The sequence below is a fragment of the Dactylosporangium sp. CA-233914 genome, from assembly GCF_050942935.1.
Classification (GTDB): Bacteria; Actinomycetota; Actinomycetes; order Mycobacteriales; family Micromonosporaceae; genus Dactylosporangium.
In genome coordinates this window covers 11659255-11673960 of the sequence record NZ_CP192030.1, presented here as the reverse complement: position 1 = coordinate 11673960, position 14706 = coordinate 11659255, and the positions used below count along the sequence as shown (strand labels likewise).

The 14706-nt window shown below is 73.4% G+C and carries 10 protein-coding genes and 1 pseudogene; 8 read left to right on the top strand and 3 right to left on the bottom strand.

Annotated features, from left to right (window positions below):
- The first annotated feature begins 36 nt into the window (after positions 1–36).
- Genes ACQPY0_RS51980 through ACQPY0_RS51965 form a run of 4 tightly spaced genes read left to right on the top strand, consistent with a single transcriptional unit; the run spans position 37 to position 3821 of the window.
- Positions 37–2469, top strand: a complete 2433-nt coding sequence (locus tag ACQPY0_RS51980; RefSeq protein WP_432979036.1) for a sensor histidine kinase — start codon at positions 37–39, stop codon at positions 2467–2469.
- Positions 2470–2892: a roadblock/LC7 domain-containing protein gene (locus ACQPY0_RS51975; protein WP_432979033.1), complete on the top strand. Its 423-nt coding sequence runs from the start codon at positions 2470–2472 to the stop codon at positions 2890–2892.
- Positions 2879–3262 carry a DUF742 domain-containing protein gene (locus tag ACQPY0_RS51970; RefSeq protein ID WP_432979030.1) on the top strand — a complete coding sequence of 128 codons (384 nt, stop codon included), beginning with the start codon at positions 2879–2881 and terminating at the stop codon, positions 3260–3262. Before ACQPY0_RS51975 ends, ACQPY0_RS51970 begins: the two co-directional genes overlap by 14 nt.
- Positions 3243–3821: a GTP-binding protein gene (locus ACQPY0_RS51965; RefSeq protein WP_432995767.1), complete on the top strand. Its 579-nt coding sequence runs from the start codon at positions 3243–3245 to the stop codon at positions 3819–3821. The genes ACQPY0_RS51970 and ACQPY0_RS51965 overlap by 20 nt, the downstream gene beginning before the upstream one ends.
- Positions 3822–4643: 822 nt before the next feature.
- Here the strand turns inward: ACQPY0_RS51965 and ACQPY0_RS51960 are convergent.
- A pseudogene (locus ACQPY0_RS51960) lies at positions 4644–5012 on the bottom strand (FAD/NAD(P)-binding protein); the annotation flags it as partial.
- Between the two features lie 104 nt (positions 5013–5116).
- Between ACQPY0_RS51960 and ACQPY0_RS51955 the strand changes: the two are divergent.
- Complete coding sequence (locus ACQPY0_RS51955; RefSeq protein ID WP_432979027.1) at positions 5117–6604, top strand: amino acid permease; 1488 nt, start codon at positions 5117–5119, stop codon at positions 6602–6604.
- A 10-nt stretch (positions 6605–6614) separates the two neighbouring features.
- Complete coding sequence (locus tag ACQPY0_RS51950) at positions 6615–7043, top strand: hypothetical protein (RefSeq protein ID WP_432979024.1); 429 nt, start codon at positions 6615–6617, stop codon at positions 7041–7043.
- Between the two features lie 95 nt (positions 7044–7138).
- Here ACQPY0_RS51950 and ACQPY0_RS51945 read toward each other — a convergent pair whose 3' ends face one another.
- Positions 7139–7798 carry a hemerythrin domain-containing protein gene (locus tag ACQPY0_RS51945; protein WP_432979021.1) on the bottom strand — a complete coding sequence of 220 codons (660 nt, stop codon included), beginning with the start codon at positions 7796–7798 and terminating at the stop codon, positions 7139–7141.
- A gap of 144 nt (positions 7799–7942) precedes the next feature.
- On the opposite strand from ACQPY0_RS51945, the gene ACQPY0_RS51940 reads away from it, so the two are divergent.
- Positions 7943–11410 (top strand): ATP-binding protein, encoded by a 3468-nt coding sequence (locus ACQPY0_RS51940; protein WP_432979018.1) that lies wholly within the window; start codon positions 7943–7945, stop codon positions 11408–11410.
- Here the strand turns inward: ACQPY0_RS51940 and ACQPY0_RS51935 are convergent.
- A complete protein-coding gene (locus tag ACQPY0_RS51935) occupies positions 11352–12311 on the bottom strand; it encodes a hypothetical protein (protein ID WP_432979015.1) in 960 nt (319 codons plus the stop codon). The two genes, ACQPY0_RS51940 and ACQPY0_RS51935, sit on opposite strands and share 59 nt — an antisense overlap.
- A gap of 151 nt (positions 12312–12462) precedes the next feature.
- On the opposite strand from ACQPY0_RS51935, the gene ACQPY0_RS51930 reads away from it, so the two are divergent.
- The gene (locus ACQPY0_RS51930) at positions 12463–14646 is read left to right on the top strand and encodes an MMPL family transporter (protein ID WP_432979012.1); all 2184 of its coding nucleotides are present in this window, start codon (positions 12463–12465) and stop codon (positions 14644–14646) included.
- Positions 14647–14706: the final 60 nt, after the last annotated feature.

Below are 14706 nucleotides of genomic sequence, written 5' to 3'. Positions count from 1 at the left end.
CCCTCTGCCCCGCAAACTCAGCGAGGAACCGACCGCATGAAGAGTCCGTCGTGGAGAATCCGCACCTGGTCGATCCGCACAAAGATCGTCACGCTGCTGGTGCCCCCATTGGCGTCGCTCGTGGTGATGTGGGTGTTCGCGACGACCCTGACCGCCGGGGCCGCGAACGAGCTGGTCAACAGCCAGACGTACCTCGTGCTGAGCGGTAAGCCGTCCGAGAACGTCATCGTCGAGCTGCAGCGGGAGCGCAAGCTCACGCAGGTGTACCTCGCGACCGGGCGCCAGGAGGGCCGGCCCGAGACCGCCGCCCTCAACGACCAGCGCACCAAGGTCGACGCGGTGCTCACCGACTTCCGCCGCCGCGCCGCCGACTCCAGCCTGCAGGACGCGATCCCGGAGCTGGCCCGCGGCCGGCTGCGGGAGATCATCGCCGAGTTCGACCAGCTCACCGTCGGCCGGACCGGGATCTCGCTCGGGCAGATCGACCGGGGCGAGGCAATGAACGTCTACAACAAGCCGATCGACGCGATCTACCGCTGGTACAACTCCCTGCCCGGCATCAGCGACGCCCAGCTCACCCGCAACGCCCGCACGGTCATCGCCACCAGCCGCGGCCGCGAGCTGCTCGCCCGCGAGGACGCGCTGATCAACGGGGTGGCCGCGGCCGGAAAGTTCCAGAAGACCGAGAGCGCGGACCTGATCGCGACCATCGGCGCCAAGCGCAACACCTACGCCGAGGCGGTCGTGGAGCTGCCCGCCGGCGGCCAGACGCTGTGGGGCCCGATCGTGGCCAGCGACTCCTACAAGCGGCTGCAGGACCTCGAGAACAAGATCCTGTCGGACGCCCGGGCCGGGGTCGCCCTGCCGGTCGACATCAACGCCTGGCGCGACGCCTACGACGGGCTCGCCGCCCAGCTGCGCGACTTCGACCTGCGCTTCGGCGAGGTCATCGTCGCCGACGCCGGACCGGTCGCGACCGGCATCATCCTGCGGCTGGTCGGCGCCGGCGTGCTGGGCCTCATCGCGGTCGTGCTGTCGATCCTGCTGTCGATCCGCATCGGCCGCTCCCTGATCCGGCGCCTGGTCGGCCTGCGCCAGGACGCGCAGGACCTCGCCGACGTGCGGCTGCCGGAGCTGGTCGCCCGGCTGCGGCACGGCGAGAAGATCGACATGGTGTCCGCGGCGCCGCCGCTGGAGTACGGCGCCGACGAGATCGGCAAGGTGGGCAACGCCTTCAGCGCCGTCCAGCGCACCGCCGTGCAGTCCGCGATCCACGAGAACCAGCTGCGCCAGGGCCTCAACGAGGTCTTCCTCAACATCGCGCGGCGCAGCCAGACGCTGCTGCACCGCCAGCTGGGCCTGCTCGACCGCATGGAGCGGCGCACCACGGACCCGGAGGAGCTCGAGGACCTCTTCCGCGTCGACCACCTCGCCACCCGCATGCGCCGCCACGCCGAGGACCTGGTCATCCTGGCCGGCGCCGCGCCCGGCCGCGGCTGGCGCAACCCGGTGCCGATGGTCGACGTGATCCGCGGCGCGGTCTCCGAGGTCGAGGACTACGCGCGGGTCGGGTTCCTGGCCCTGCCCGAGGCCTCGCTGGTCGGCCGGGCCGTCGCCGACGTCATCCACCTGCTCGCCGAGGTGATCGAGAACGCCACCGCGTACTCGCCGCCGCACACCCGCGTGCAGATCAGCGGCCAGCTGGTCCCCAACGGCTACGCGGTCGAGATCGAGGACCGGGGTCTGGGCATGGCGCCGGAGGCGATCGAGGAGGCCAACCTGCGGCTGCAGCAGCCGCCGGACTTCGACCCGGCCAACTCGGCCCGGCTCGGCCTGTTCGTCGTGGCACTGCTGGCCGCGCGGCACGGGGTGCGGGTCACGCTGCGCGCCTCGGCGTACGGCGGCATCACCGCGGTGGTGCTGATCCCGCCGCACCTGATCACCGGGGCCACCCACGAGCTGACCGCGCCGACCCCGGCCGAGGAGCAGCAGGCAGCCGGGGAGACGGTGCTGGAGCTGGAGCCGGCCGAGGTGGTGCGCCCGACGCTCGCCGACGCCGGGCCGGCCCCCGCTCCCCGCCATCGGCACGTGGCGAGCGAGCCGGAGACGCCGGTCGTGTACGTGCCGGAGCCGGCGGTGCCTCCCGCCGTACCGCTGCAGCGTGTGGCGGTTGAGGATCGCACCGAGGAGCCGGAGCTCACCGATGACGGGCTCCCGCGCCGCCGCCGCCAGGCCAGCCTCGCCCCGCAGTTGCGCGAGCGGCCGGAGGAGGAGATGACGGTCGACGGCATCCCGGCGGCGCAGTTCGCCACCACGTCGGTCGGCGGGCGCTCGCCCGAGCAGACCCGCGCCATGATGACCTCGCTGCAGGCCGGTTTCACCCGTGGCCGGCGCGACGCCGGGCAGGTCCAGCCCGGCCCGGAACTCGGCGAGGACGACGAAACGGACACTCCGGAAAGGGACGCATAGGTGACGCACTCGACGAGCCGCACCGGCAAGCTCGACTGGCTCCTCGACGACCTCGTCGAGCGGGTCGAGTCGGCGCAGCACGCCGTGGTGCTCTCCGCCGACGGGCTGCTCATGGGCGCGTCCAGCGGGCTCGGCCGCGACGACGCCGAGCACCTCTCGGCGGTGGCGTCCGGCTTCCAGAGCCTGGCGCGCAGCGCCGGGCGGCAGTTCAACGGCGGCTCCGTCCGCCAGACCATCGTGGAGATGGACAACTCGTTCCTGTTCGTCACCGCGGCCGGACAGGGCGCCTGCCTGGCGGTGCTCAGCGCCGCCGACTCGGACATCGGCGTGATCGCCTACGAGATGGCGATGCTGGTGACCAGGGTCGGGCAGTACCTCACCGCGCCGTCACGACCGGGTCCCTCCCACGATGCCGCCGGGTGATCACGACTGGCTGGACTCCGACGCCGGCCCGGTGGTGCGCCCGTACGCCGTGACGGGCGGCCGGGCCAAGCCGGCGGTCGGCGCCTTCGACCTGGTCGCGTTCGTGGTGAGCCGGGTCGACGGCTCGGGCGAGCAGAACCTCCTGCCCGAGCAGCGCGCGATCCTGGCGCGCACGAGCGAGCCGGTGTCCGTCGCCGAGCTCGCGTCCCATCTCGATCTCGCGCTCGGCGTTGTGCGCGTCCTGCTGGGCGACCTGCTCCAGCAGGGGCTCATCGAGATGCACGAACCGGAGTACGAACAGTCCGTCGGGCCGCTCCGGCCCGACGATCGCATCCTCAAGGCGGTTGTCAATGGTCTCCGAGCGCTCTGACGGTCACGTCCCCCTCGCGGTGAAGATCCTCGTCGCGGGCGGGTTCGGCGTCGGCAAGACCACGCTCGTCGGCGCGGTGAGCGAGATCCGTCCCCTGCAGACGGAGGAGGTGCTCACCAACGCCGGCGTCGGCATCGACGACGTGCACGGCGTCGAGGGCAAGCGCACCACGACGGTCGCCATGGACTTCGGGCGGATCAGCATCAGCCCGGACATCGTGCTGTACCTCTTCGGCACCCCCGGCCAGGACCGCTTCTGGTTCCTGTGGGACGAGCTGGCGCTGGGCGCGCTCGGTGCCGTGGTGCTCGCCGACACCCGCCGCCTGACCGACTGCTTCCCGTCGGTCGACTACTTCGAGCGGCGCAACACCCCGTTCCTGGTCGCGGTGAACTGCTTCGACGGGGTGCAGAAGCACAGCGCCGCGGCGATCGCCAAGGCGCTGGACCTCGACCCGGACGTGCCGGTCGTGCTCTGCGACGCCCGGGACCGGCGCTCGGTCAAGGACGTGCTGATCGCGCTGGTGGAGCACGTCATGACGCTCAAGCGGGTGGCGGCCTAGCTCGCCGGCCTGGGTCCGGATCTCGGCCACGGCGGTGGTCTCCCACCACGCGCCGCGCCTGGTCGGGCCGATCGCGTAGATGTTGCCGGCCGGTCCGATGATCCGTCCCCGCCCGTCCACGTCGAGGCCGGTGCCGGTCGCGTCGGGCTGGGCCAGGCCGTCCTCGATCAGCGCCCGGCCGATCGGCGTCGCCAGTGCGCCCTGCGGCCCGGTGCAGTTGATGACGGTCGCGTGGTGGAGTGCCACTTTTTGCGACGTGACGGTGAGTGTCTGATTTTTCATCATTTTGTGGATTTTTTCGGTTGTCCTGGGCGGCATGCGGTGGCGGTGGACCTCCCAGTACGCGGCCACGTGCCGCAGGAAGCGCAGCCGGGCGTCGACCGAGAGCTGCCACCAGAGCCGGTCGGCCTGCGGGCGGATCGCGTCCACCGCGGCGCGCCAGTCCGGCTGGGCCGCCGCGTACTCGCGCACCGCGCGCAGCAGGCCGGCGAGGTCGCTTCCGTGGTACTCGAAATCGCCGGCCGCCGCCGGCTGCGTCTGCGTGTGCGGGCGGGGGAGCAGGCCTCGGCGGGAGAACGCGACGATCGGCGCTCGCCCTTCGAGGCTCAGGGCCACGTCGATCGCGGTGAGGCCGGTGCCGATCAGCACCACCGGGCGGTCGCCGCGCACGGCGTCCAGCGCGCCGGGCGCCCACGGGTCGGGTATGTAGTGCGGGTGGTCGCGCAGCTCGGCGGCGAGCGCGGGCGGGCAGGCCGGCGCGGCGTGGCCGAGGGCGAGCACGGTCCGGTCAGCTTTCACGGGCGGATTGCCGGTGAGCAGCGTGCTGTCCCGGTGGATTCGGGTCGCCGTGGCGCGGATGTGGGTGAAGGGGACTCGGCGGAGGCGTTCGTGCAGGTAGTCGCCGTAGACGCCGCGCGGGGCGAAGTCGGCCGGGCCGATGTCCAGGCCCCGGCCGCGGCACCAGCGGACGAAGTCGTCCGGGTCGCCGTCGAGTGCGCTCATCGTCGCGGCGCGCGAGTTGAGCAGGTGGGCGGGGTTGCGGGTGCGGTACGCCGCGCCCCGGCCGAGCTCCTCGAAGGGCGCCGGATCGACGATCAGGATCTCCTGCGCCGCGTTGTCGTGCAGGTGGATCGCCACCAGCGCCCCGCTACAGCCCCCACCCACCACCACCGTGGTGCCCGTGCGCCCCATCGACATTCGCCCCCTCGCGGAAAATCCTATTTAACAGATAGATTTAACAGTACTCCCGGATGGTGTGACGTGTAGGAACGCGGTCCTTCGGGCAAGTCGTTGGCATGTCGTCCCTCTTACGCACCAAGTCGATCTTTCGCACCAAGTCGATCGAGCAGTCGATGCGGGACACCGACGAGCCCGGCCGCCGGCTGCGCAAGAACCTCTCCGCCTTCGACCTGACCGTCTTCGGCGTGGGGGTGATCATCGGCACGGGCATCTTCGTGCTGACCGGCCAGCAGGCGGCCCGCAACGCCGGACCGGCGATCGTGCTGTCGTTCGCCCTGGCCGGCGTCGTGTGCGCGCTGGCCGCCCTGTGCTACGCCGAGTTCGCCTCGACGGTGCCGGTCGCGGGGTCGGCGTACACCTTCTCCTATGCCACCCTGGGCCAGTTCGTCGCCTGGGTGATCGGCTGGGACCTCTGCCTGGAGCTGGCGCTCGGCGCCGCGGTGGTGTCGCGCGGCTGGTCGGCGTATCTGCAGGAGCTGCTGGACCTGCCCGCGTGGCTGGCCGGCGACAAGGCCCGCCCCGACTTCGGCGCCGCGTTCATCGTGCTGGTGCTCTCGATCGTGGCGATCGTCGGCGCCAAGCTCTCCGGGCGGGTGACCGGCGTCCTGGTGGCGATCAAGGTGGCCGTCGTCCTCTTCGTCATCGGCCTCGGGCTGTTCTTCGTCAAGGCGGCGAACTACACCCCGTTCGTCCCCGCGGCCCGGCCCGCCGCGAAGGAGTCCGGCGGCGACGCGCCGCTGCTGCAGGTGCTCGCCGGCATCGCGCCCCAGCACTTCGGCTGGTTCGGCGTCGTCGCGGCGGCCTCGATCGTCTTCTTCGCGTACATCGGCTTCGACGTGGTCGCCACGACCGCCGAGGAGACCCGCCGCCCGCAGCGTGACGTGCCGGTCGGCATCATCGGCTCGCTGGTCGTCTGCGCCGTGCTGTACATGGCCGTGTCGTTCGTGGTCACCGGCATGGTCCACTACGGCGACCTGGACACCGCGGCGCCGCTGGCCAAGGCCTTCGACCTGGCCGGGCAGGGCTGGGCGGCGAACCTGATCTCCCTCGGCGCGGTCTGCGGCATCACCTCGGTCATCCTGGTCCTGCTGCTCGGCCAGGCCCGGGTCTCCTTCGCCATGGCCCGTGATGGGCTGCTGCCGCCGGTGCTGGCGAAGGTCCACCCGCGCTTCGGTACCCCGTGGGTGATGTCGGCGATCACCGGCGCGATCGTGCTGGTGCTGGCCGCGTTCGTGCCGCTGTCCGAGCTGTCCGAGCTGACCAGTATCGGCACGCTGTTCGCGTTCGTCCTGGTCTCGGCCGGCGTGATCGTGCTGCGCCGGACCCGCCCCGACCTGCCCCGCGGGTTCAGGGCGCCGCTGGTGCCGTGGCTGCCGGCGGTGAGCGTGCTGGCGAGCCTGTGGCTGATGCTGAACCTGCCCGTCATCACCTGGGTGCGGTTCCTGGTCTGGATGGCGCTCGGCCTGATCCTGTACTTCGCCTACGGCATGCGCCGCGCCCGCCTGTCGACGGCTCGTTCGGAGGCGTCCGGTCCGTCGTCCTAGGCTGGGGGGTATGACCGATTGGGGGCTGCAGTCCGACGACTATCACTTCGACCTGAGTCCGGACGACGTCGCCGACCCCGAGGCGGTGTTCGGCCACGGTCCGCTGACGCCGTCGTCGTACGGCCACGCCGGGCTCAGCGCCGCCGACGACCCTGGCCTCTCGGCCGGGGAGATGGGCGGCGACGCCGAGACGGTCGGGTACGACTCCGACGGGGACGGCCATGTCGACATGCTCCTGGCCGACACCGACCACGACGGCCGGACCGACGTGGCGATGTGGGACACCAACCATGACGGCCTGATCGACCAGGTGGCGTACGACCAGGACCACGACGGCAGGATCGACCTGATCTACCACGACGACGACTTCGACGGCCAGGTCGACCGGGTCGAGTCGGTCGACGGGACCGATGACCTCCCGGGCTATGCCTCGAACTGAGCGTTATGGAATGTCACGTTCCGTATTGCTCAAGATCAATCATTTGGGCGGGGATGGTAAGGTGCAATAAAGCGGAACGCGCACCCGCACTCGGGCTACGGATTCCTGATCTTGTTCATCTGCTTCGCGTACGAGCGCTTCCCGACGGTCCTCCACAGCAGCCGGGCCGGCAGCGGCAGCAGCCCCAGGAACCGGTCCCGCTCCTCGGGCGTCGCCTCCTCCAGCAGTGCGCCGAGCACGAACAGCAGCTTGTCCTTCGGCGTCTTGGCGCGCGCGTGCTCGCTGAGCGCCGACCACTCCTCGACCGTGAGGTGCTCGTGGATCAGCGGCAGGACCTGCTGCTCCTCCTCGTCGAGGTGCAGCAGCAGGTCGCGGCGGTGCTGGGCGAGCGCGGCGACGAGGGCGTCGCGCTCCGGCTCGGCCGGGGACCGCTCCCAGGCGGCGAGCCGGCGTTCGACCTCCAGCAGCCCGGCATCGACGACCTGGTGCTGCTCCTCCATGCGCAGCACGAGTTCGGCGTCGAGGTCGACGCGGGCCAGCAGCTTGGGCCAGAGCAGCTCGTCCTCGCTGGTGTGATGGTTGTGCAGGCCCTCGATGTACTCCCGGGCGAGGCCGGCCAGGACAGCGGCGCGCGCCGTGTCGCCCGGGCGGACGGCGCCGATGAGGTCGTGCATGTACCGCGACTCCCGGCGGAAGACGCGGTGCACGATGACCATCTCCTGGACCCAGGGGCGCTCGGCGGTGACGGTGGTCATATGGGTAGCTCCTCACGTTGCGGCGGTTCGGTGCATCGACGGCCCGCGTTCATGGCGGGTTCAGAACTGGTGCGTCCATAACGTCGCCGTACTGTCTTGTAGTGGTCTTGGAGGCCGCTTGGCGGCGGCTACCATGACGCGGTCATGCTGCTGCGAGTCCTCGGCCCCTTCGCGGCCGAAACGGGTGAAGGCTTGGCGGTCGACCTCGGCGGTCGCCGCCAGCGCGCCGTGCTCGCGTTGCTGCTCTCCGCCCGCCGCGAGGTCGTCTCGGTCGACCGCATGATCGAGGACCTCTGGCGCGGCGAGGCCCCGCCGCGGGCGATCGCGTCCCTGCAGGCGTACGTCTCCAACCTCCGGCGCCTGCTGGAGCCCGACCGCGAGCGCCGCGCCCCGGCCCGCCTGCTGGTCAGCGCCCCGCCCGGCTACGCGATCCGGCTCCCGGCCGAGGCCGTGGACGCCTGGCGGTTCGAGCGCCTCCTCGCCGAGGCCCGCGCCGCCTTCCCGCAGGACCCGCACCGCGCCCGGCTGCTGCTGCGCGCGGGCCTGGAGCTCTGGCAGGGCGACGCGTACGCCGAGTTCGCCGGCGAGTCCTGGGCCGAGCCGGAGGCGGCGCGGCTGGAGGAGCTGCGCCTCGCCGCCCGGGAGTTGCTGCTGGACGCGACGCTGCGCACCGGGGCGGCGGCCGAGGCGGTCGCGGAGGCCGAGCTGCTCACCCGGCAGGCGCCGCTGCGTGAGGAGAGCTGGCGGCTGCTGGCCCTGGCCCTGTGGCGCAGCGGGCGGCAGGCCGACGCGCTCGCGGCCCTGCGCCGGGCCCGGACGATCCTGGCCGAGGAGCTGGGACTGGACCCGGGCCGCCCGTTGGTGGACCTGGAGGCGGCGATCCTGGCCGGCGATGCGTCCTTGCCTGGCTTCGCCGGCGTTGCTGAGCCGCCGCGTGTTCCCGCGAGCCTGAATCATCCCGGCCTTACCGATAAATCGGATATATCCGGTTTGTTCGGCGCTGCGACCGCTGGGCTGTTTGTAGCGGCCGGGCCTCCCAGCGGCGGGCCCGGCGAGCTGTCCGTAGCGGCGGGGCCTTCCGGCGGGGCGCCTGGGGAGCTGTTTGTAGCGGGCGGGCCTTCCGGCGGCGGGCCCGGCGAGCTGTTCGTGGGCCGCGCCGACGAGCTCGGTGCGCTCGTGGACGCCGCGGCCGGCGCGCCCAAGGTGGTGCTGCTCAGCGGCGAGGCCGGGGCCGGTAAGAGCAGCCTGCTCGGGCGGTACCGCCAGGAGCTGGCCCGGCTGGGCTGGCTCGTGCTCGTCGGGCGCTGCCCCGAGGTCGAGGGCGCCCCGCCGGCCTGGGCCTGGGTCGAGGCGCTGCGCCAGCTGGCCGAGGTCGCCCCGCCAGGGGAACTCGCCGGCGAGGTGCGGCCGCTGCTCGACGAGGATGCCGGCGGGATCGCCGAGAGCGAGGACGTGGCCGCGGGGCGGTTCCGGCTGCACCGGGCCGTCTCCCGGTGGCTCGCCGACGTCGCCGCCGAGCGGCCGGTTGCGGTCGTACTCGACGACCTGCACGCCGCCGACGACGAGACGCTCATGCTGCTGGCGAGCGCCGCCGAGCTGGTCGCGCAGGGCGGGCCACCGCTGCTGCTCGTCGCCGCGCTGCGCCCCGCCGACAACCGGGAGCGCCTCGCCGGGACCATGGCGGCCCTCGCGCGCCGGTCGCCGGTGCGGGTACCGCTGCCGGGCCTCGACCCCGGGGACGTGGCGCGGCTGGTCGAGGCGTTCGCGCGCATGCCCGTCGACGCCGGCACTGTCGCGGCGCTCGCCGAGCGCACCGGCGGCAACCCGTTCTACGTGCGCGAGTCGGCGCAGCTGCTCGCGTCCGAGGGCGCGCTGGTGGCCACCTCCGAGGTGCCGGAAGGAGTACGCGACGTGCTGCGGCGGCGCCTGTCCCGGCTGCCACCGGCGGTGGTCGCGGTGCTGCGGCTCGCGGCCGTGGTCGGGCGGGAGGCTGACGTCGAGACGCTGGTCGAGGCGGCCGACGCCGACGAGGGTGCGGTGCTCGACGCGCTCGAGGCCGGGCTCATCGCGGGGCTGCTCACCGAGCCGGCGCCCGGGCGGGTGCGGTTCGTGCACGGGCTGGTCCGCGACACGATGTACACCGACCTCTCCCGCCTGCGCCGCGCCCGGATGCACGCCCGGGTCGCCGCCAGCACCCGGCGGCTGCGGCCCGACGACTACCCGGCCCTGGCCCACCACTACGCGCGGGCCGCCTCCTCCGAGACCGCGGCGGCGGCCGTGGACTACGCGGTGCGGGCGGCGGAGCTGGCCGAGCGGCGCTACGCCTACGACGCGGCGGCCGAGGCGCTCGGCGCGCTCGAGGCCGCGGGCGCGGTGGCCGGCGACCGCGACGCGCTGCTTGTCGACCTGCTCGGCCGGTTGCTGCGGGCCCAGGCCAGCGCGGGCGCGGTGGCGGCGGCGCGGCGGACCCGGCAGCGGGCGGTCGACGTCGCCGAGGCCTCCGGGCGGGAGGAGTTGCTCGTCGCGGCGTTCACCGCGTGGACGGTGGCGACGCCGTGGCAGATCCGTGAGTACGGCGTCGCCGACGAGCGGCTCGTCGCCGTGCTGACCCGCCTGCTGGGCCGCCCCGGCCTCGCCCCGGGCGACCGCTGCCGGCTGCTGGACGCGCTCACCAATGAGCTGGACGGCGAGGGCGACGAGCGCGGCGTCGCGGCGGGGCGGGAGGCGCTGGAGATCGCTCGCGGCCTCGGCGACCCCCGCCTGCTCGCGCTCGGACTGGCCGCGCGGGGCCGGATAATGCCGTACGACCGGGACGTGCCCGCCCGCCGCGCGGTCGCGCTGGAGCTGCGGGCCCTCGCCGCCGAGCACGGGTTCGTGGCCTACCACTCGCTGGCCGAGCAGCAGCTGGGCAACTGCGCCGCCGCCGAGAACGAGCCGGCACAGGTGCGCGCGGCGATCGCCCGGCAGGGCACGCTCGCCGCGGCCTACCACCTCGCCGAGCCGCTCGCGATCGAGCTCGCCGGCCGCGCCACCCTGGCCCACATCGAGGGCGACTTCGCCGGGGCCCGCGCCCTCTACGACGAGTGCCACGAGCACCTGCGCCGCAAGGGCTCCCTGCACGGCGACGGCTTTCACTTCATCGCCACCTTCAGCGTGCTGCTGAGCGAGGGGCGCGTCGCCGAGCTCGTCGAGCCGACCCGGCTGATCAGCCGGCAGTTCGGCGCGCTCGGCCACGACGCGTACGCGCTCACCCTCGCCGCGGCCGGGCGCATCGCCGAGGCCCGCGCGGTCCCCATCGGCGAGCACCCGATCCGCGCGGACTACCTCGGCTCCGCCTTCTGGACCGTGCGCGCCCTGGCCGTCGTGGCGCTCGGCCGCGCCGACCTCGCCCAGCCGGTCATCGACGCCCTGCTGCCGGTGCGCGACCAACTGGGCGGGGTCGCGAGCACCTCGATCGCGTTGCAGCCCGTCGCGCTGAGCCTGGGGGAGCTGTACCGCCTGCAGGGCCGCCCCGAGGAGGCGGCCGACTGCTTCCAACTCGCCGCGGACGTGGCTAGCCGCTGGAACTCCCCGCACTGGCTGGCCCGGGCGAAGTCGGCGCTCCCCGCCTGAGCGCGCCGGCCGCGACGAGCGCGACGGCCCCGGCGGCGAACCCGGCGTTGCCCCACCAGCGGACCGGGTCCCCGGGCTCCAGAAGCGCGGTCAGGGCGAAGCCGCCCCAGGCGTACGTCAGCAGCGCCCCGGCCGCGAGCGCCATGACGTGCCGCTGCTCCAGGCGCGTCCCGGCGAGCCATACGGCGCCGGCGGCCAGCCAGGCGATGCCGAACCAGAATCCGGCCCACGACTGCGGCCGCGCGAAGAACACGCTGCCGGCCACGAACGCGATCACCCCGGTCAGCCAGACCCCCGGCGCCGGCCAGGCCGGCCGCCGCCGGCGGCGGGCGAGGAAGGCCAGGGCGATGAGCAGCAGGGCCGCGGCGGCCGTGCCGATGCGCTGCGCGGGACCGGCGACGAAGTGCTCGCTGTCGCGGATCTCGGCGTAGATGATCCAGGAGCCGAAGAGGTAGAGCAGCGCGGTGACGGCGAGGCCCGGCCGCCCGAGCCAGGGCCGGCGCGGGTCCCCGGGCGAGAGGTGCTCCACGAGGGCGATCGGCACGGTGATGCTCCAGATCGCGTGCCCCGCCACGAAGGACAGGGTGTTCGCGGCGCTCAGGCCCAGGGCCGGGACCGGGGTGACCGCCTGGAAGTCGTGGCCCTCGAAGGACGGGTTGAACATCGACTGGTCGACCAGGCCGGCCTCGATCACGCCGTACGCGGCGCCCAGGAGCAGGATCGCCGGGAAGCCGCGACCGGTCCGGCGCACGATCTCGCGGATCAGCAGGGCGCCGCCGCCGTACATGGGGACGAGGAACATCAGGGCCGGCAGGACCCGCACGGAGAGGTTGCCCAGCAGGTACTCGCCGACCAGCGGCGCGAGCAGCAGCAGGCCGGACACGGGAAGGAATCGGCGCACAGGCTCAGTGCAGCCGAACCCGAGCCGCGCTCCCAGCGGCAAAAGTCGATGGCCGCCGCTTTCGTAAGTGGACTCCAAGTGGACCGAAAGCGGTGTCGGGGAGGCTGACGCTTGAGGTACCAACGCGAATGCAACCGTCCCGGAGGACGTCATGTCTCGTTTGCTCGGCCGGCTCGGCGGCGCGGCCGCCGCTCACCCCTGGCGCACGATCAGCGCGTGGCTGATCGCGCTCGTCGCGTTCACGGCGTTGTCCGTGGGGTTCGGCGGCACTCCCCACGACGACTACAACGTGCCCGGCACCCAGTCGCAGGCCGGCACCGAGTTCCTGCGCGCGCACTTCCCGCAGCTGTCCGGCACCGACGCGCGGGTGGTCGTGCACGACGACCACGCGCTCGACCCGGCCGTGCTCGAGGCACTGCGCGGGCGGCTGGCCAAGATGCCCTCGGCCACGGTCGTCGCGCCCGCGCGGCTGTCGGTGGACGGCGACACGGCGCTGATCGGGGTGCAGTACGACATCCCGGTCACCGACTTCGAGGGCACCTCGGCCATGGACGCGCTGCGCGCCGCCGTCGAGCCGCTCAAGCGGGAGGGCGTGCAGGTCGAGCTCGGCGGGCAGGTCGCCGAGAACATCTCGGCCCCCAGCGGCACCGCGGAGGCGGTCGGCATCGTCGCCGCCCTGCTGATCCTGGTGCTCGCGCTCGCCTCCGTCGTCGCCGCCGGGCTGCCGCTGGTCGTGGCGATCGCCGGGCTCGGCATCGCCACCGCGGTCATCACGCTGCTGGCGAAGATCACCGACATCAGCAACACCGCCCCGACCGTCGCCACCATGGTCGGCCTCGGCGTCGGCATCGACTACGCGCTGCTGCTCGTCGCCCGGCACGTCGAGTTCCTGCGCCGGGGCCTGACCCCGCGGGCGGCGGCCGCCGAGGCCAACGCGACCGCGGGCGCCTCGGTCGTCGTGGCCGGGCTCACCGTCCTGGTGTCGCTGTTCGGGTTGAAGATCGCGTTGCTGCCGGTGTACGCCTCCTACGGCTACGCCACCTTCGCCGCCGTGGTCGCGGTGATGGCCGCGGCGCTCACGCTCGTCCCGGCGCTGTGCGGCCTGGCCGGGCACCGGGTCCTGCCACGCAACGTCCGCAAGGGCGTCGCGGCGCCGGTCCCCGAGCGGGCCAACCTCACCGCGCGCTGGGCCGCAGGCGTCGGCCGCCGCCCGGTGGTGGCCGCGCTCGCCTCGCTGGTCGTGCTGGCCGGGCTGGCGGCGCCGATGCTGGGCATGCGCACCTGGCCCCAGGACGCCGGCAGCCAGCCGGCGTCGAACACCACGCGCCTGGCCTACGACCTGGTCTCGGCCGAGTTCGGCCCGGGCGCCAACGGCCCGCTGCTGCTCGCCGTCGACACCACCAAGGTGACCGACGTGGACGCCCTGGTGGCCCGGCTGCGCACCGAGCCCGGGGTGGCCTCGGTCGCACCGCCGGCGCTCAACGGCACCGCGGCGGTCATCGCGATCGAGCCGACCACCGGCCCGCAGGACGAGAAGACCACCCGGCTCCTTTCGCACCTGCGCGCCGACGTGCTGCCCGACGGGGTGCTCGCGACCGGGCTGGTGGCGGTCTTCGCCGACATCTCCGACCGGCTCGCCGAGCGGCTGTGGATCGTCGTGGCGTTCGTGGTCGCGCTGTCGCTGCTGCTGCTCACCGTGCTGTTCCGGGCGCCGGTGGTGGCGGTGAAGGCGGCGGTCATGAACCTGCTGTCGGTCGCCGCGGCGTACGGCGTGATGACCGCGGTCTTCCAGACCGACGCGGGCGCGAAGCTGGTCGGCCTGCCGCACGCGGTGCCGGTCTCCAGCTGGGTGCCGATCCTGCTCTTCACCGTCCTGTTCGGACTGTCGATGGACTACGAGGTCTTCCTGCTGTCGCGGGTCCGCGAGGACTGGCTCGCCACCGGCGACGCCCGCGGCAGCGTGGTCCGCGGCCTGTCCGCGACCGGGCGGGTGATCAGCAGCGCGGCGGCCATCATGGTCGCGGTGTTCGTCGGCTTCGCGCTCGACCCGGACGTGACGGTGAAGATGATCGGGGTCGGGATGGCGGCGGCGGTACTCATCGACGCCACCCTCGTCCGCCTGGTCCTCGTGCCCGCCACGATGTCGCTGCTCGGCCGGGTCAACTGGTGGCTGCCCCGCTGGCTGGACCGCCTCCTGCCGCACGTCGAGGTCGAGCGGTCCCCGGCTACGGCCCGCCCAGCGAGTCCTGGGCAGCCTCCGCGATCTCCGCTCGGGTCAGCCCCGGAAGGCGCGCCGCCGGCCGATCGATCAGCGCCGAGCGCTACGCCTCGGTGAGTCCGGGTGCGGGCGCGTTCAGCAGCTGCTGGGCCGCCCGCACCACCAGGTCCGGGCGGC

Bases quoted from the DNA above. Each gene is read 5' to 3' on its own strand.
- ACQPY0_RS51980 (WP_432979036.1), top strand. From the start codon at position 37: ATGAAGAGTCCGTCGTGGAGAATCCGCACCTGGTCGATCCGCACAAAG.
- ACQPY0_RS51970 (WP_432979030.1), top strand. From the start codon at position 2,879: ATGCCGCCGGGTGATCACGACTGGCTGGACTCCGACGCCGGCCCGGTG.
- ACQPY0_RS51965 (WP_432995767.1), top strand. From the start codon at position 3,243: ATGGTCTCCGAGCGCTCTGACGGTCACGTCCCCCTCGCGGTGAAGATC.
- ACQPY0_RS51955 (WP_432979027.1), top strand. From the start codon at position 5,117: ATGTCGTCCCTCTTACGCACCAAGTCGATCTTTCGCACCAAGTCGATC.
- ACQPY0_RS51950 (WP_432979024.1), top strand. From the start codon at position 6,615: ATGACCGATTGGGGGCTGCAGTCCGACGACTATCACTTCGACCTGAGT.
- ACQPY0_RS51945 (WP_432979021.1), bottom strand. From the start codon at position 7,798: ATGACCACCGTCACCGCCGAGCGCCCCTGGGTCCAGGAGATGGTCATC.
- ACQPY0_RS51940 (WP_432979018.1), top strand. From the start codon at position 7,943: ATGCTGCTGCGAGTCCTCGGCCCCTTCGCGGCCGAAACGGGTGAAGGC.
- ACQPY0_RS51930 (WP_432979012.1), top strand. From the start codon at position 12,463: ATGTCTCGTTTGCTCGGCCGGCTCGGCGGCGCGGCCGCCGCTCACCCC.